13 protein-coding genes and 6 tRNA genes are annotated in these 15,966 nt (G+C 65.4%); 15 read left to right on the top strand and 4 right to left on the bottom strand.

The window, feature by feature from the left end:
* Positions 1-205: 205 nt before the first annotated feature.
* Positions 206-1,423 carry a GAF domain-containing sensor histidine kinase gene (locus ACI2JH_RS13215; protein ID WP_320505213.1) on the bottom strand — a complete coding sequence of 406 codons (1,218 nt, stop codon included), beginning with the start codon at positions 1,421-1,423 and terminating at the stop codon, positions 206-208.
* Between the two features lie 155 nt (positions 1,424-1,578).
* On the opposite strand from ACI2JH_RS13215, the gene ACI2JH_RS13210 reads away from it, so the two are divergent.
* From ACI2JH_RS13210 to ACI2JH_RS13160, 11 genes are all read left to right on the top strand, one after another.
* A tRNA-Leu gene (locus ACI2JH_RS13210) sits at positions 1,579-1,665 on the top strand.
* A 195-nt stretch (positions 1,666-1,860) separates the two neighbouring features.
* Positions 1,861-3,156, top strand: a complete 1,296-nt coding sequence (gene tig / locus ACI2JH_RS13205; protein ID WP_101098728.1) for a trigger factor — start codon at positions 1,861-1,863, stop codon at positions 3,154-3,156.
* A gap of 68 nt (positions 3,157-3,224) precedes the next feature.
* The gene (clpP, locus tag ACI2JH_RS13200) at positions 3,225-3,851 is read left to right on the top strand and encodes an ATP-dependent Clp endopeptidase proteolytic subunit ClpP (RefSeq protein ID WP_042613348.1); all 627 of its coding nucleotides are present in this window, start codon (positions 3,225-3,227) and stop codon (positions 3,849-3,851) included.
* A 126-nt stretch (positions 3,852-3,977) separates the two neighbouring features.
* Positions 3,978-5,267 (top strand): ATP-dependent Clp protease ATP-binding subunit ClpX, encoded by a 1,290-nt coding sequence (clpX, locus tag ACI2JH_RS13195; protein WP_042613349.1) that lies wholly within the window; start codon positions 3,978-3,980, stop codon positions 5,265-5,267.
* 142 nt (positions 5,268-5,409) lie between these two features.
* Positions 5,410-7,872 (top strand): endopeptidase La, encoded by a 2,463-nt coding sequence (lon, locus tag ACI2JH_RS13190; RefSeq protein WP_404736410.1) that lies wholly within the window; start codon positions 5,410-5,412, stop codon positions 7,870-7,872.
* Positions 7,873-8,076: 204 nt separating this feature from the next.
* Entirely contained in the window at positions 8,077-8,349 is a 273-nt protein-coding gene (locus ACI2JH_RS13185; protein ID WP_042613351.1) for an HU family DNA-binding protein, read from the top strand.
* Positions 8,350-8,360: 11 nt separating this feature from the next.
* Positions 8,361-8,435: transfer RNA gene (locus tag ACI2JH_RS13180), tRNA-Val, on the top strand.
* A 26-nt stretch (positions 8,436-8,461) separates the two neighbouring features.
* Positions 8,462-8,538: transfer RNA gene (locus tag ACI2JH_RS13175), tRNA-Asp, on the top strand.
* An 86-nt stretch (positions 8,539-8,624) separates the two neighbouring features.
* Positions 8,625-8,701, top strand: a tRNA-Asp gene (locus ACI2JH_RS13170).
* A gap of 106 nt (positions 8,702-8,807) precedes the next feature.
* Positions 8,808-8,884, top strand: a tRNA-Asp gene (locus ACI2JH_RS13165).
* Between the two features lie 145 nt (positions 8,885-9,029).
* On the top strand, positions 9,030-10,988 hold the full coding sequence (locus ACI2JH_RS13160) for a peptidyl-prolyl cis-trans isomerase (RefSeq protein WP_349999015.1): 1,959 nt from the start codon (positions 9,030-9,032) through the stop codon (positions 10,986-10,988).
* Between the two features lie 73 nt (positions 10,989-11,061).
* Here ACI2JH_RS13160 and ACI2JH_RS13155 read toward each other — a convergent pair whose 3' ends face one another.
* Both ACI2JH_RS13155 and gloB read right to left on the bottom strand, forming a co-directional pair.
* Complete coding sequence (locus tag ACI2JH_RS13155) at positions 11,062-12,273, bottom strand: lytic transglycosylase domain-containing protein (protein ID WP_101098731.1); 1,212 nt, start codon at positions 12,271-12,273, stop codon at positions 11,062-11,064.
* A complete protein-coding gene (gene gloB, locus ACI2JH_RS13150; protein ID WP_404736409.1) occupies positions 12,270-13,034 on the bottom strand; it encodes a hydroxyacylglutathione hydrolase in 765 nt (254 codons plus the stop codon). Before gloB ends, ACI2JH_RS13155 begins: the two co-directional genes overlap by 4 nt.
* A gap of 11 nt (positions 13,035-13,045) precedes the next feature.
* Between gloB and ACI2JH_RS13145 the strand changes: the two genes are divergently transcribed.
* From ACI2JH_RS13145 to dnaQ, 3 genes are read left to right on the top strand one after another with little or no spacing between them, the layout of a single operon-like run.
* The gene (locus ACI2JH_RS13145) at positions 13,046-13,726 is read left to right on the top strand and encodes a hypothetical protein (RefSeq protein ID WP_404736408.1); all 681 of its coding nucleotides are present in this window, start codon (positions 13,046-13,048) and stop codon (positions 13,724-13,726) included.
* Positions 13,713-14,168: a ribonuclease HI gene (gene rnhA / locus ACI2JH_RS13140; protein ID WP_057506972.1), complete on the top strand. Its 456-nt coding sequence runs from the start codon at positions 13,713-13,715 to the stop codon at positions 14,166-14,168. The genes ACI2JH_RS13145 and rnhA overlap by 14 nt, the downstream gene beginning before the upstream one ends.
* Positions 14,169-14,172: 4 nt before the next feature.
* Positions 14,173-14,901, top strand: a complete 729-nt coding sequence (gene dnaQ / locus ACI2JH_RS13135; RefSeq protein WP_101098734.1) for a DNA polymerase III subunit epsilon — start codon at positions 14,173-14,175, stop codon at positions 14,899-14,901.
* 40 nt (positions 14,902-14,941) lie between these two features.
* Here the strand turns inward: dnaQ and ACI2JH_RS13130 are convergent, their stop codons facing one another.
* Positions 14,942-15,646: a PP2C family serine/threonine-protein phosphatase gene (locus ACI2JH_RS13130; RefSeq protein WP_101098735.1), complete on the bottom strand. Its 705-nt coding sequence runs from the start codon at positions 15,644-15,646 to the stop codon at positions 14,942-14,944.
* A 166-nt stretch (positions 15,647-15,812) separates the two neighbouring features.
* Here ACI2JH_RS13130 and ACI2JH_RS13125 point away from each other — a divergent pair.
* A tRNA-Ser gene (locus ACI2JH_RS13125) sits at positions 15,813-15,903 on the top strand.
* Positions 15,904-15,966 lie beyond the last annotated feature (63 nt).

The raw sequence follows: 15,966 nt of genomic DNA, 5'->3' as shown, positions 1-15,966 counted from the left end.
AGCGACCGAAGGTTTCCTGGAGTAGAGCCCCTTGAGTCAAGGGGGCGCGCCGAAGGCGCGGGGATCTGGCGGGCTGATAGGAGGGGCCCGCGTTTCGCGCAGCGAAGCGTGGGGGCGGCAGCGCGCATGCGCGGCCGTGTACCCCACCAGACAGAAGCCACCAAGCAAGCGCTTGGTGGCTTTTTTCTTGCCTGCGTTATGGAGCTCAGCCTGCCAGCGCGAGCGGAATGGCGGGCATGGCGAACACGAAGCGCGTCCCCCGCGCCGCATCGGATTCCACCGACAGCGTGCCGTTGTGTGCTTTGGCAATTTCCGCGGCGATATACAGCCCCAGTCCCAGCCCGGGACGCGGCTGGTCACCGGCCTCGCGGGAGAACGGGGTGAACAGCTTGCCCAGCTTGTCCGGCGCGATCACGCCGCCGTTGTGGACCTGCAGCACCAATCCATTGGCGTCGGTTTGGATATCCAGCGTGATCGGTTGGTCCGCCGCGCCGTGCACCGCCGCGTTGGTCAGCAGATTGGCCAGCAACTGCGACAGGCGGTTGGCATCACACAGCAACGGCGCATCCACCGCGATGGTCGCGATGATGTCATTGCGCCCGGTCGCGCCGGCCACTTCGTGCACCACCCGCATCAGCTGGGCGGCCACGTTGGCATCGTAGGTGAGCGCCACCGGGATGCCGCCGCCAAGCCGGCCGCGGGCGAAATCCAGTACGTCCTCCACCAGGCCATCGATGCGGGTGATGCTGTCGCGCACCCGCGTCAGCAGCATGCCGCCACGTTCGGTGTGCGGTTCCAGCTCAAGCATTTCCGTGGCCATACTGGCCGCCTGCAGGGGGCTGCGCAGGTCGTGGCCCAGCACCGCGATGAACTGGTCGCGCAGCACGGCGGTGTCGTTGGCGGCCGACAGGTCGGCGACCGCCTGCTGCAGCCGCTGTTCGGTGTGCAGGTAGTTGCCGATGAGTTCGGCGAACAATTCCAGCGAACGCACCACCTGCGCTTCGTCGAACCTGGCCGGTGCCGAATCGATCGCGCACAGGGTGCCGAAGAAGCTGCCGTCGGGGCGGAAGATCGGCACCGACACGTAGCTTTCCAACCCGTACAGGCGCGGGGTGTGGTGGCTGGCGTAGTGCGGATGCTCGCTCGCATGCCCGAAAATCACCGGCTGTGGCGCCTGGCGGATCTCGTTGCAGATGGTGCTTTCCAGGACCAGCTGTCCACCCACGCCCAAACCGAAGCCGAGCGTGTCGTAAGTAGCGCAGGCGACCCAATGGCTGTCAGTAACCCGGGCCACGGCGGCAAAGCGCGAGCCGGTGATGTGGGCCACGGTTTCCAGGATCCGCGGCACCGCCGCGATGGCGCCGATTTCGGCGATGTCCTGGATGATGTCTGCGCCCAGCGGGGCGGCGGCGGACTGCTGCATGCGGTGCTCGCCTCCTCGGCGGGCGGGTTCAGGCTGGCGTTGTGGAGGATGTGGCGCGCCGGACTTTGGGGGCATTCTAGGCCATGCTGGCCGGGTGCATCGTGCCCGCCCTACCCAAGACCGCCCCGCGCCTGCGACAATACCGGGCTAGACCAGCGAAAGTGGCGGAATTGGTAGACGCCCTGGATTTAGGTTCCAGTGCCTTAACCGGCGTGGGGGTTCGAGTCCCCCCTTTCGCACCATGGTCCGGCCGCCCTGCCAGCCGCGTTTTTCACGCGCGCGCCCGCCTGACCGACCCCCGCTGGCAGTGCCGCCCGTTATCGTCCAAACTAAAGGGCTGCGGCGGGCATGCGTGTCAACGCCGCCGCGTCCGAACAACCGTTTCGTCCATCACATCGAACCGGGGGCCAGCAGGGCCGCCGGTGGCAGGAGTCAACATGCAAGCTTCGATCGAATCCACCGGCAACCTGGAACGCCGCCTGAGCTTCTCGCTGCCGGAAGATCGCCTCAACACCCATATCAGTGGGCGTCTGGGCGAAATCGCCCGCACCACGCGCATCAAGGGCTTCCGCCCGGGCAAGGTGCCGGCCAAGGTGATCGAGCAGCGCTTCGGTGCGCAGGTCCGTGGCGAAGCCGTCGACGGCCTGCTGCGCGAAACCTTCGACGCGGCCATCCGCGAACACGCCCTGCGCGTGGTCGGCAGCCCGCGCATCGACAAGGGTGAGCAGGGCGAACTGTCGTTCGTGGCTACCGTCGAGCTGGTGCCGGAGTTCGGCGAGATCGACGTCTCCAAGCTGAACGTGGTCCGCCACGTGGCTGAAATCGGCGATGCCGACATCGACCAGATGATCGAAAACCTGCGCCAGCAGCGCCGCACCTGGGCCCCGGTCAGCCGTGGCGCGAAGGAAGGCGACCTGGTCGCGCTGGAAACCTTCTCCCAGGCTGGCGATGAGCGCCTGCCGGCCGAAGGTACCGAGAAGGGTACGATCGTCATCGGCCAGAACATGATGTTCGAAACCATTGAAAAGGGCCTGGTCGGCCTGGCCAAGGGTGAAGAGAAGACCCTGGACGTCGAGTTCCCGGCCGATTGGCGCGTTGAAGCGCTGGCTGGCAAGACCGTGCAGGTCACCGTCAAGGTCACCGAAGTGTCCGAAGAGTCGCTGCCGGAAGTGGACGACGCCTTCATCAAGAGCTTCGGCGTCAAGGCGGGTGACGTGGAGCAGTTCCGCAAGGACATCCGCGCCAACCTGGAGCGCGAGCTCAAGGGCGCCCTGATGAACCGCCTGCGTCGCGAAGTCGGCGAGCAGCTGATTGCCGCTTACAGCTCGGTCGAGCTGCCGCCGCGCCTGGTGGAGAACGAAGCCCGTGCGATGCTGGCCCAGCAGATCGAACAGCTTCGTCGCAGTGGCCGCGATCCGGGCCAGGTGCCGGCCGACGCCCATGAGGGCTTCAAGGATGCCGCTGCCAAGCGCGTGCTGGTCGGCCTGCTGGTCGGCGAAGTGGCCCGCATCAACGACCTGAAGCTGGAGCCGAAGCGCCTGAATGAAACCATGCGCCTGATCGCTTCGACCTACGAAGAGCCGGACCAGGTCATTGAGATGTACCGCAACGACCCCCAGCTCATGTCGGGTCTGCAGAACCGCGTGATGGAAGAGCAGGTGATCGACTGGATCGCCGAGCGCGCCCAGCATACCGAGGAAACGCTGTCCTTCCAGGACGCGATCCGCGGCTGAGTCCTGCCAACGCCAGACCCCGCGCCGCAAGGCGTGGGGAGTTCCTCCCAATACAGGTGCCTCACGATATGGACAACCGAACCAAAGCCCTCAATCTGGTTCCGATGGTGGTCGAGCAGACCGCCCGCGGCGAGCGCGCCTATGACATCTATTCGCGCCTGTTGAAGGAGCGCCTGATCTTCCTCGTGGGCCCGATCGACGATCACATGGCCAACGTGGTGGTGGCGCAGCTGCTGTTCCTGGAAGCGGAAAACCCGGAAAAGGACATCAGCATCTACATCAACTCGCCCGGTGGCGTGGTCACCGCCGGCATGGCGATCTACGACACCATGCAGTACATCAAGCCGGACGTGGCCACCATCTGCGTCGGCCAGGCCGCCTCGATGGGCGCCCTGCTGTTGGCGTCGGGCGCAGCCGGCAAGCGGTATGCGCTGCCGAACTCGCGCGTGATGATCCACCAGCCGCTGGGCGGCTTCCAGGGCCAGGCGACCGATATCGACATCCACGCCCGCGAGATCCTCACCTTGCGCGCGCGTCTGAACGAGATCCTGGCCAAGCACACCGGCCAGTCGCTGGAAACGATCGCCCGCGACACCGAGCGCGACAACTTCAAGAGTGCCGTGGAAGCACAGGCCTACGGGCTGGTCGATCAGGTCCTTGAGCGTCGCCCGGAAGAGTCGATCCAGGCGGGTTGATGACAGCAAAACGGTCGGTTTTCCGACTGGACAAGCAGGGTCGGGCAGGGCTGGTGCCCTCTCGGCCCTGTGTTATTCTCGAATTGAACCCCCGTCGAACGGGTGGGGTAACCAGGTAAGCGAAGCATGAGCGAAGACCGACAAGGTCGTTCCACGGACAGCGGCAAGATCCTTTACTGCTCCTTCTGCGGCAAGAGCCAGCACGAGGTGCGCAAGCTCATTGCCGGTCCAAGCGTGTTCATCTGCGATGAATGCGTGGAGCTGTGCAACGACATCATCCGTGAAGAGCTCGAGGAAAAAGCGCAGTCGGCCCGCAGTTCGCTGCCCAAGCCGCGCGAAATCCTCGAAGTCCTGGACCAGTACGTGATCGGCCAGAAGCGCGCCAAGCGCACGCTCGCCGTGGCCGTCTACAACCATTACAAGCGCATCGAGAGCCGGCAGAAGAACGACGAGGTCGAACTGGCCAAGTCGAACATCCTGCTGGTCGGCCCGACAGGTTCGGGCAAGACGCTGCTGGCCGAAACCCTGGCCCGCCTGCTCAACGTGCCGTTCACCATGGCCGACGCCACCACGCTGACCGAAGCCGGTTACGTGGGCGAGGACGTGGAAAACATCATCCAGAAGCTGCTGCAGAAGTGCGACTACGACGTCGAGAAGGCACAGCAGGGCATCGTCTACATCGATGAAATCGACAAGATCTCGCGTAAGAGCGAGAACCCGTCGATCACCCGCGATGTGTCCGGCGAAGGCGTGCAGCAGGCCCTGTTGAAGCTGATCGAAGGCACCGTGGCCAGCGTCCCGCCGCAGGGTGGGCGCAAGCATCCGCAGCAGGAATTCCTGCAGGTGGACACCAAGAACATCCTGTTCATCTGTGGCGGCGCGTTTGCCGGCCTGGACAAGGTGATCCAGCAGCGTTCCACCGAATCGGGCGGCATCGGGTTCGGTGCGAAGGTGAAGTCGTCCGAGCGCAAGCAGGAAATCGGCAAGCTGCTGGCGGAAGTGGAACCGGAAGACCTCATCAAGTTCGGCCTGATTCCCGAGTTCGTTGGCCGCCTGCCGGTGGTCGCGACCCTGGAAGAGCTGGACGAAGCGGCGCTGATCACCATCCTGACCGAGCCGAAGAACGCCATCACCAAGCAGTTCAAGAAGCTGTTCGAGATGGAAAACGTCGAGCTGGAGTTCCGTCCCGACGCGCTGGCCGCCATTGCCCGCAAGGCGCTCAAGCGCAAGACCGGCGCCCGTGGCCTGCGCACCATCGTGGAATCGGTGCTGCTGGACACCATGTACGAGCTCCCCTCACAGGAGAACGTCAGCAAGGTGGTGGTGGACGAGTCGGTCATCGAGCACAAGTCCGAACCGTACCTGATCTACCAGACCCCGCCAGCACCTGAACAGAAGGCCGCTGGCGCTGAATGATTCTTTCAATCGATTGATTTGAAAGTATTTTTTAGGAGCGTCTTGCATCCTTGCGCCGATGGCCCCATAACGGGGCCATCGGCTTTTTTGTCTCTGGCCCCGCTGGAGCCGGAGAGGCGTATCCCCCCTTCCTGGAGCCCCCATGGCCCGTTCCCCAACTGAGACTCTCGACCTGCCGGTACTGCCGCTGCGTGACGTGGTGGTGTTCCCGCACATGGTCATCCCGCTGTTCGTCGGCCGTGACAAGTCCATGCATGCGCTGGAAAAGGCGATGGAAGCGGACAAGCGCATCCTGCTGCTGGCGCAGAAGTCGGCCGAGACCGACGATCCGCAGGAAGCCGACCTGTACCAGGTCGGTACCCTCGCCCAGGTGCTGCAGCTGCTGAAGCTGCCTGACGGCACCATCAAGGTGCTGGTGGAAGGCCTGTCGCGCGTACAGGTCAGCCAGGTCGGCGAGCGCGATGGCGCGCTGCAGGGCACCGCTGTGGAGATCCAGGCCGAAGACGGCCGCGAAGCGCGTGAGATCGAAGCGATCGCCCGTTCGCTGATGTCTTTGTTCGAGCAGTACGTCAAGACCAACCGCAAGCTGCCGCCGGAGCTGCTGCAGACCCTGGCCGGCATCGAAGAGCCCGCGCGCCTGGCCGACACCATCGCCGCGCACATCAGCGTGCGCCTGGCCGACAAGCAGCGCCTGCTGGAAGTGCTGCCGGTGGGCGAGCGCCTGGAGATGCTGGTGGGCCTGGTCGATGGCGAAATCGACGTGCAGCAGATGGAAAAGCGCATCCGCGGCCGCGTCAAGTCGCAGATGGAAAAGAGCCAGCGCGAGTACTACCTCAACGAACAGATGAAGGCCATCCAGAAAGAACTGGGTGACCTGGACGATGCCCCGGGCGAGCTGGAAGAGCTGGCCCGCAAGATCGCCGAAGCGGGCATGCCCAAGCCGGTGGAAACCAAGGCCAAGGCCGAACTGACCAAGCTCAAGCAGATGTCGCCGATGTCCGCCGAAGCGGCCGTGGTGCGCAACTACCTGGACTGGATCCTGGGCGTGCCGTGGAAGAAGCGCACCAAGGTGCGCAAGGACCTGAAGGTCGCCCAGGACACCCTGGACGCCGACCACTACGGCCTGGAGAAGGTCAAGGACCGCATCCTGGAATACCTGGCGGTGCAGTCGCGCGTGAAGCAGATGAAGGGCCCGATCCTGTGCCTGGTCGGGCCGCCGGGCGTGGGCAAGACCTCGCTGGGCCAGTCCATCGCCAAGGCGACCAACCGCAAGTTCGTGCGCATGAGCCTGGGTGGCGTGCGCGACGAGGCCGAGATCCGCGGCCATCGTCGCACCTACGTCGGTTCGATGCCGGGCCGCATCGTGCAGAACCTCAACAAGGTGGGCAGCAAGAACGCGCTGTTCCTGCTTGATGAGATCGACAAGATGTCGATGGACTTCCGCGGCGATCCGTCCTCGGCGCTGCTGGAAGTGCTGGATCCGGAGCAGAACAACTCCTTCAACGACCACTACCTGGAAGTGGACCTGGACCTGTCCGAAGTGATGTTCGTGGCCACGTCCAATTCGCTGAATATTCCCGGTCCGCTGCTGGACCGCATGGAAGTGATCCGCATCCCCGGCTACACCGAGGATGAGAAGCTCAACATCGCCATGCGCTACCTGGTGCCCAAGCAGATCAAGGCGGCCGGCCTGAAGCCGGAAGAGCTGGAAATCGACGGCGCCGCCATCCAGGACATCGTGCGCTACTACACGCGCGAATCCGGCGTGCGCAGCCTCGAGCGCGAAATCGCGAAGATCTGCCGCAAGGTGGTCAAGGAGATCGCACTGGCCGGTCCGGCCGGCCTGCCCAAGCCGAAAGCGGTCAGGGGCAGGAAGGCGAAGAAGGGCGCGCTGGTGACGGTGGACGGCAGCAACGTGGACAAGTACCTGGGCGTTCGTCGCTTCGACTTCGGCCGCGCCGAAGAAGAGAACGAGATCGGCCTGGTGACGGGCCTGGCATGGACCGAAGTCGGCGGCGATCTGCTGCAGATCGAATCCACGCTGGTGCCGGGCAAGGGCCAGCTGATCCTGACCGGCCAGCTGGGCAACGTGATGAAGGAGTCCGCCTCGGCAGCGCTGTCGGTGGTGCGCTCGCGCGCGGTGCAGTTCGGCATCGATGCCGCGTTCCTGCAGAAGCAGGACGTGCACGTGCACGTGCCCGATGGTGCCACGCCCAAGGACGGCCCCAGCGCCGGCGCGGCGATGGTGACCTCGCTGGTGTCCATCCTGACCAAGGTGCCGGTGCGCGCCGACGTTGCGATGACCGGCGAGATCACGCTGCGCGGCCGCGTGACGGCCATTGGTGGCTTGAAGGAGAAGCTGCTGGCGGCACTGCGTGGCGGCATCCGCACGGTGATCATCCCGGAGGAGAACCGCAAGGATCTTGCCGACATCCCCGCCAATGTCACCCGTGATATCGACATCATTCCGGTGAAGTACATCGAGCAGGTACTCGACCTGGCACTGGAGCGTCCCCTGACGCCGAAGAAGACGCGTAAGACTGCGCAGCGTGTCACTGTTCGCAGCAAGACCAAGACACCTTCCGCCACGCGCGTCAAGCACTGAACCGCGCACCGCAAACGGCCGAAACCCGCGTCATTGCTGGGTTTTCGGCTTGCGCGGGTGTGGGGCCACTGGTATAAAAGCAGCACTCGCGAATCAGCTGCATCCAATTCGCCGAACCGAACCGATTTGCCCTCGTGCGTGCTGCACGCAACGATGGCTTCCCTGGCTAATCCGCGGGTCCCCCGCAATAAGGAGCTGTAGAGAATGAACAAGACCGAATTGATCGACGCCGTTGCCGAGACCGCTGACCTGACCAAGGCAGAGTCCGCTCGCGCTGTCGATGCCGTCGTTGCTGCCGTCACCAAGGCACTGAAGAGCGGTGATGCTGTGACGCTGGTCGGCTTTGGCACCTTCCAGGTCCGTGACCGCGCCGCCCGCACCGGCCGCAACCCGAAGACCGGCGACACCATCGCGATCGCTGCTTCGAAGAATCCGTCGTTCAAGGCTGGTAAGGCCCTGAAGGATGCTGTAAACTAAGCGGCTCGCTGGGGTGCTTAGCTCAGCGGTAGAGCGTCTCCTTTACACGTAGAGGGTCGGGGGTTCGAAACCCTCAGCACCCACCACAGCACCGCGGTAAAGTTTGAAATGTGGAGCGGTAGTTCAGCTGGTTAGAATGCTGGCCTGTCACGCCGGAGGTCGCGGGTTCGAGTCCCGTCCGCTCCGCCATTTTCAACGCGGCCTCCGGGTTCATCCTGGGGGCTTTGTTTTCTCCACCGCTTCGGCGGCGTGGAAGGCAAAAAGTTTTGCAGCACGGAGCGGTAGTTCAGCTGGTTAGAATGCTGGCCTGTCACGCCGGAGGTCGCGGGTTCGAGTCCCGTCCGCTCCGCCACTGCAGATTTGGTAACACCTCGTGAAAAACTTCTAAAAAAAGTGTTCATGAGGCTGGGCAATCAGACCATCTTCGGATAGAATGAGCGCCTGCAAAGTTTCAACGCGGAGCGGTAGTTCAGCTGGTTAGAATGCTGGCCTGTCACGCCGGAGGTCGCGGGTTCGAGTCCCGTCCGCTCCGCCACGATTGAAGAGCCCCTGGTGAAAACCAGGGGCTTTTTTTATGCCCAGGGTCCGGGCCCGCGCCGCCCCTTGCAGCCGGTGCTTTGGAGCCTGCGCATGAAGCGGGTTACACTGCGCGGCTCGCCACTCAGGCCATGATTTTTCCCATGCTGCAGAAACTTCGCGACAAGACCTCGGGCTGGATCGTCACTGTGATCCTGGGGCTGCTGATGATCCCGTTCCTGTTCGTCATCGATAGCAGCTACCTCGGTGGCGTCGGTGCGCAGAACGTGGCCAAAGTATCGGCACCGCCTTCCTGGTGGTCCTCGGCTCCGTCCTGGTGGCCGGCCCGCCTGCTGTGGAAGCACCACGAAATCACCTCGCAGGAATTCCGCGAGCGCTTTGAGCAGGAGCGCGCCCGCGTACGCCAGCAGCAGGGCGAGGACTTCGATCCGCGCGCCTTCGAAAGCACCGAGAACAAGCTCGCCGTGCTCGACCAGCTGATCGACGAACAGGTCGTGCGCTTGGCCGGGGAACAGTCCGGCGTGGTGATCGGCGATGACGCCGTGCGCGAATACATCGCTGCCATCCCGGCCTTCCTTGGCCCGGACGGCAAGTTCAACGGCGACCAGTACCGCATCGCGCTGGCCAGCGGCAACCCGCCGCGCACGCCGGACATGTTCGCCGAGCTGGTCCGCACCAGCCTGCAGCAGTCGGTCATCCCCAGCGCGCTGCAGAACTCCGGCTTCGTCACCGAAGCCGAAACCGAGCGCCTGCTCAAGCTGCTGGGCGAAACCCGCGACGTCGAGATCGCCATGCTGCCCGAGCAGCCGGCTGACACCGCGCCGGTCACCGATGCGCAGATCAAGCAGTGGTACGACACCCACGCCAAGGACTTCCGCCAGGCCGAGTCGGTCAAGCTGGAATACGTGGAAATCAACGGTGCCACGCTGCCGGCGCCAGCCGCCCCGGACGAAGCCAGCCTGCGCAAGCGCTACGAGGAAGAGAAGGCGCGCTTCGCCACGCCGGAGCAGCGCCTGGCCTCGCACATCCTGATCAGCACCGGTGACGGCGCCGAAGCCAAGGCGGCCAAGCTGGCCGCCGAAGCCAAGGCCGCAGGCGCCGATTTTGCCGCACTGGCCAAGGCCAACTCCGATGACACCGGCTCCAAGGAGCAGGGTGGCGACCTGGGCTGGGTGGATCGCGGTGCGATGGTCAAGCCGTTCGAAGATGCGGTGTTCGCGGCCAAGGCCGGCGACATCATCGGCCCGGTCAAGACCGATTTCGGCTATCACGTGATCCAGGTGCGCGAAGTGCGCGGCGGTGAAGGGCGTTCCTTCGAAGAAGTGCGCGACCAGCTGATGGCCGAGCAGACCAAGGCAGATGCCGAGCGCGGTTACACCGAACTGGCCGGCCGCGTGGTCGATGCGACCAACAAGAGCCCGAGCGATCTGGCCGCTGCCGCCAAGGCGGTGAACCTGCCGCTGCAGACCGTCGGTCCGTTCACCCGCCAGGATGCCACCGGCATCGCGGCCAACCCGGCCGTGCTGCGCGCTGCGTTCTCCGACATCCTGGTGCAGGATGGCACCGCGAGCGATCCGATCGCGCTGGACGAAGCGGGCAACCACAGCGTGGTGATCCGCGTTGCCGAACATACGCCGGAGCAGGCCATCCCGCTGGACAAGGCGCGTGAGCAGGTCATCGCTGCCGTGCATGCCGACCGCACCCGCCAGGCTGCCGAGAAGGCCGCTGATGCGCTGCTGGCCAAGCTGAAGGGCGGCCAGACGCTGCAGGCGCTGGCGGAAAGCGAGAAGCTGCAGGTCAGCCCGATGCCGGGCCTGCCGCGCACCCAGCCGGTGCCGACCGCCGAGATCAACCGTGCGGTATTCAGTGCGTCGCTGCCGGCCGAAGGCAAGCCGAGCTACGGCAAGGTGGATGTGCAGGGGCGTGCGGTGGTGTTCGCGGTGACCAAGGTCACTCCGGGCGACGTCAAGGAAGTCACCGCCGAACAGCGCCAGCAGCTCAAGCAGCAGCTGAGCCAGATCGATGGCATGGCCGCGGCCGACGCCTTCGTCAAGTCCACCCGCAAGCGCTTCGTCGTACAGACCACCGAAGCCAACCTGTAAGGGTTGGCAGCGGCGGCAGACAAAAAGCCCGGCACTGCCGGGCTTTTTGTTGTCCGATCGAACTGATGTCCGGTCAGTCTTCGATGCGCAGCACGGCACCCGGCTTCAGCACGGCCTTGCCGGTGAGTCCATTGAGGCTGAGCAGGGCCTTCACCGGCATGCCGTAACGGCGGGCGATGGTCCACGGCGATTCGCCATTGCGCACCGTGTGGCGACGGTTGCGCGGACGATCTGCCGCGCTGGCCACGCTGCGTGCGGCCGCCGGTGCCGGCTGTGCCGACGCAACGGCGACGGCCGGCGTCGCAGCCTCATCCACGCTGGCCACCATCGCCGAGGCATCCACGGCCGGCGTATTGACCGGTGCCAACAGGCGGACGGGGGCGTTCTGCGGGCGGGCACGGCCACTGGCGGCCGGATTCAGGCGGGCAATCCGCGCCGGGTCCAGCGAACGCTGGGCGGCCCACTGCTGCACGCTGGTGCCAGCGGGAAGGGTGTGGCTCTTCAGCACCGGCACGGTGCGGTCCAGCGAGGCCATCACCGAGGGCTGCTCTTCGGCGTTTTCCAGCACGCAGGCCAGGGCATGCAGCTTTTCAACATAGGCGTGGGTGATCGGCGACAGGCCGGGCAGCTCGGCCGGAACCGCGTTGGTGGCATTCATCCCGGCCTTGCGCAGGCCCTGCAGCACCCGGTACTCGCCGGCGTTGTAGGCCATGGTGGCCAAGCGCCAGTCGCCGCCGAACATGCCATGCAGGGTCTTCAGGTAACGCACCGCCGCTTGGGTGGAATCCACCGCCGACAGACGTCCGTCATAGCCTTCGCTCATGGGTACGCGGTGATTGCGCGCCGTGGTAGCGATGAACTGCCACAGGCCGGCTGGGCCTGCCGCGCTGCGCGCGCTGGGGCGGTAGCCGCTTTCCACGAAAGGAATCAGGGCGAACTCGGTAGGCAGGCTGGCCTTGCGCAGCTCTTCCACCACATAGCCGAACAGCACCAGTGCATCGTCGTTCTGGTTGGCCAGCCGGGCAGGCGCGTGGGCGAACTGCTTCTGCCAGCGCGGACTGGTGGCCTCGGCATCGCAGGTGGGTTCAGCCAGGCCTTCGCGGAAGCTGGCGAAGATGTCCTGTCCATTGCGCACGCTGGGGGCCGGCAGGGTTGCCGCGTCCAGTGGCAGTGACGCGGCACCGGCGAGATTCTGGGTCAGGCCTGCGCCCAGCGACTGCGCGTTGGCGGTTCCGGCAAGCCCCAGCATGATCCCCAGGGCGAGCGATGGACTTCGGCGCCTCATGCGCGAAAGCCGTCTTTCCATTGCCGAAGTCCGGCCATCACGTCGACATCGTCGGTGATTTCCCGCCCCAGATGAGCCGACACCGCCGCACGGATGGGCGCGGTGTGGGTACGCAGGAACGGATTGCTTTGTAATTCGTCTGCCAACAGCACGGGCAGGGTGGAGCGGTCATCGCGGCGCATGGCCAGTGCCTCCTCATGGCGCTGCCTCAGGGCAGCGTTGGCGGGGTCGACATGCCGCGCGAAGACGGCATTTGACACGGTGTATTCGTGGGCACAGCAGACAAGCAGCTGGCCCGGCAGGGACGCCAGGCTGCGCATGGTGGCGAGCAGCTGGGATGGCGTACCTTCGAACAGGCGCCCACAGCCCAGGCTGAACAATGCATCTCCACTGAAAAGGTGTTCATCAGTGTGAAACGCGACATGGCTGAGGGTGTGCCCGGGCACGGATACTACGTGGAACCTCCGCCCCACTGCCTGAACGTGTTCACCATCGGATACGCGCTCGGTGGCCATCGGAATGCGTGGCTCATGTGGCGCGATCACCCTGATGCCTGGAAAACGGGCCTGCAGCGCGCTCACGCCGCCGATGTGGTCATCGTGGTGATGGGTGAGCAGGATGACCTGTGGGCGAAGTCCTGCCTCGACGGCGGCCAGCACGGGCGCGGCATCGCCGGGATCGATGACCACGGCCACGCCGTCGTCGCCGGCCAGGCACCAGATGTAATTGTCCGCCAATGCGGGCAGGGCAGTGAGTCGCATAGAATCGGACCATGCCCGCGCTGCAGAGCCTCCGTCAAGCGACACCCGAAACGTGGTTCGACAGCGAACCGGCGCAGCTGTTGTATCAGCTGGAGCAGCAGCTGCTGCTGCCGCAGCTGTCCAGCCTGCCCGCGCAGCCGTGGTTGTGGATCAGTCCCAGCCCGCGCTGGCTGCAGGGCGCGGCCTTGAGCGGACGTGGCCTGCGGCTGTACCGGGACGGCACCGGGTATGCCGGTGAGGCCCGCTGTGCGTTGCCGTTGCCGCTGCCCAATGAAAGCGTCCAGGCCATCGTGCTGCAGCACGTGACCGCCGCCGATGCCGCGCTGCTGCTGGCCGAGTGTGATCGCGTCCTGATGCCCGGTGGCAAGCTGTTCCTGAGCAGCCTCAATCCGTTCAGCCCCTACCGCACCCTATGGCGGCGGCATGGCATGGTGGTGCGCACCCCGCAGCGCCTTCGCCAGCTGCTGGAGCGGGTCGGCCTGGAATGCGGGCCCACCCGTTACATCGGCCCGCTGTGGCCGTCCGGCGGTGGCGGCGGCACAATGACGCCGCTGCGCGCGGCGTGTCTGTTCAGCGCCGAAAAACGCACCTTTGCCTTGCCGGGGCCGACGCCCCTGAAGGTACGCTGGCAGGGGCCGATGGCCACCCCCGGCATGACCCGATCGATTCTGGAAACGCATGAAAACCATTGAAGTACACACCGACGGCTCCTGCCTCGGTAATCCTGGCCCTGGCGGCTGGGCGGCCCTGCTGCGCTACAAGGCGCACGAGCGTGAACTGAGCGGCGGCGAGCCCAACACCACCAATAACCGGATGGAGCTGATGGCCGCCATCTCCGGCCTGGAAGCGCTGAGCGAACCCTGCCAGATCGTGCTCTTCACCGATTCGCAGTACGTGCGCCAGGGCCTGACCGAATGGCTGCCCGGCTGGATCCGCAAGAACTGGAAGACCGCCGGCGGCTCGCCGGTGAAGAACCGCGAGCTGTGGGAGCGCCTGCACGCAGCGACCCTGCGCCACCAGATCGACTGGCGCTGGGTGAAGGGCCATTCCGGCGACCCGGACAATGAACGCGTGGACGTGCTGGCGCGCGAAGCCGCCACCCGGGTGCGCGACACCGGCATGGCGGTAAACTGAGCCCATGCGTCAGATCATCCTGGATACCGAAACCACTGGCCTGGCCTGGCAGAAAGGCAACCGCGTCGTTGAAATCGGCTGCGTGGAGCTGTTCAAGCGCCGGCCCAGTGGCAACCATTACCACCAATACCTCAAGCCGGACGTCGACTTCGAACCCGGCGCGCAGGAAGTCACCGGGCTGACCCTGGATTTCCTCGCCGACAAGCCGGAGTTCGCACAGGTGGCCGAGGCCTTCCTGGCCTTCATCGACGGCGCCGAGCTGATCATCCACAACGCAGCCTTCGACCTGGGGTTCCTGGACAACGAACTGTCCAGGCTGGGGCCGCAGTTCGGCAAGATCACCGACCGCTGCACCGTGGTGGATACGCTGGCGCTGGCGCGCGAGCGCTTCCCCGGCCAGCGCAATTCGCTGGATGCGCTGTGCAAGCGGCTGGGCGTGGACAATTCGCACCGCCAGCTGCACGGCGCGCTGCTCGATGCGCAGATCCTCGGCGATGTGTACATCGCGCTGACCTCCGGCCAGGACGACCTCGGTTTCGACCTGGGCGAAGAGGGCAGTGCGGCGGCGCTGGCGCTGGCGGGGTTCGACCCGGCCAAGCTGCTGCCGCGCCCGCGCGTGCAGGCCACCGCGTCGGAACTGGAAGCCCACGCCGCCCGCCTGGAACGGCTGCGCAAGAAGGCTGGCCACGCCCTGTGGGATGGCCCGAAGCAGGAAGAAGCCGCCGTCGCCTGACCCCGGCCTGGGAGTGCCGGCCTTGGTCGGCACCGCCCCGTCAGTGGCAGCGCACCAGCACCACGGTGATGTTGTCCGAACCGCCGCCATCCAGCGCGGCGGCGACCAGCGAATCCACGCATTCCTGCGCGCTGGTGTCATCGAAGGCCAGCGTTCGGGAAATCCCGCTGTCGTCCAGCTCTTCGGTGAGCCCATCGCTGCACAGCAGCAACTGCATGCCCGGGCGCAGCTCGCCGGCAGTGGTGGCCACGTTCAGATGCGCCGGGTCGGTGACCCCCAGTGCCTGGGTGACCACGTTGCGATGCGGATGCGCGCGCGCCTGTTCCGGGGTCAGGTTGCCCTGGCTCAGCATCTCCTGAACCACGCTGTGGTCCTGGCTGAGCTGGGCCAGCTGGCCGTCGCGCCACAGGTAGGCCCGGCTGTCGCCCACCCAGGCCACTTCGTAGCGGTTGCCCTGCACGCGGGCCGCCACCACGGTGGTGCCCATCGGCAGGGTGTCGTTGCGGCGGCGCGAGGCACGGATGATTTCTTCGTCCGCGGTGCGGATGGCCTGGGCCAGTGGCACGCCGCGTCGGATCTCGCGCACGATGGTTTCGCGTGCCAGCGCGCTGGCCACCTCGCCACAGGCGTGACCGCCCATGCCATCGGCGACCAGCCACAGTGCCAGCTCACCGTCCCCGTAGTAGGTGTCTTCGTTCAGCGCACGGCGCAGGCCGGGATGGGTCAGGTGTCCGAATTCGATCATGGGGTCGCGCAGGAAAGGGGATGCAGCAGGGAGAACGCCATCATCGCGGCGGGGCGGACATCCGACAAGCGGCGAAGTCAGCCCAGTTTCACTTTCTTGCCGGTGATGGCTTGTGAATATCCGCGCATCCTCGTATCATGCGCGTCCCCGGTACGCCGGGGAAACCGGAGAGGTGGCAGAGCGGTTGAATGTACCTGACTCGAAATCAGGCAGGCGTTTATAGCGCCTCGGGGGTTCGAATCCCCCCCTCTCCGCCAGACAAAAAGCAAAGGGCCACCCAACGGGTGGCCCTTTGCTTTTTGCGTGGCCGAGAGCGGGCA

Origin of the sequence: Stenotrophomonas sp. NPDC078853, assembly GCF_044901215.1 — a bacterium.
Lineage (GTDB): Bacteria > Pseudomonadota > Gammaproteobacteria > Xanthomonadales > Xanthomonadaceae > Stenotrophomonas > Stenotrophomonas lacuserhaii.
This window is presented reverse-complemented; position numbering and strand designations above follow the sequence as displayed.

Coding starts and splice junctions, on each gene's coding strand:
- ACI2JH_RS13160 (WP_349999015.1), top strand. CDS start 9,030: ATGCTGCAGAAACTTCGCGACAAGACCTCGGGCTGGATCGTCACTGTG.
- dnaQ (WP_101098734.1), top strand. CDS start 14,173: ATGCGTCAGATCATCCTGGATACCGAAACCACTGGCCTGGCCTGGCAG.
- ACI2JH_RS13185 (WP_042613351.1), top strand. CDS start 8,077: ATGAACAAGACCGAATTGATCGACGCCGTTGCCGAGACCGCTGACCTG.
- clpX (WP_042613349.1), top strand. CDS start 3,978: ATGAGCGAAGACCGACAAGGTCGTTCCACGGACAGCGGCAAGATCCTT.
- lon (WP_404736410.1), top strand. CDS start 5,410: ATGGCCCGTTCCCCAACTGAGACTCTCGACCTGCCGGTACTGCCGCTG.
- ACI2JH_RS13155 (WP_101098731.1), bottom strand. CDS start 12,273: ATGAGGCGCCGAAGTCCATCGCTCGCCCTGGGGATCATGCTGGGGCTT.
- clpP (WP_042613348.1), top strand. CDS start 3,225: ATGGACAACCGAACCAAAGCCCTCAATCTGGTTCCGATGGTGGTCGAG.
- ACI2JH_RS13145 (WP_404736408.1), top strand. CDS start 13,046: ATGCCCGCGCTGCAGAGCCTCCGTCAAGCGACACCCGAAACGTGGTTC.
- ACI2JH_RS13215 (WP_320505213.1), bottom strand. CDS start 1,423: ATGCAGCAGTCCGCCGCCGCCCCGCTGGGCGCAGACATCATCCAGGAC.
- rnhA (WP_057506972.1), top strand. CDS start 13,713: ATGAAAACCATTGAAGTACACACCGACGGCTCCTGCCTCGGTAATCCT.
- tig (WP_101098728.1), top strand. CDS start 1,861: ATGCAAGCTTCGATCGAATCCACCGGCAACCTGGAACGCCGCCTGAGC.
- ACI2JH_RS13130 (WP_101098735.1), bottom strand. CDS start 15,646: ATGATCGAATTCGGACACCTGACCCATCCCGGCCTGCGCCGTGCGCTG.
- gloB (WP_404736409.1), bottom strand. CDS start 13,034: ATGCGACTCACTGCCCTGCCCGCATTGGCGGACAATTACATCTGGTGC.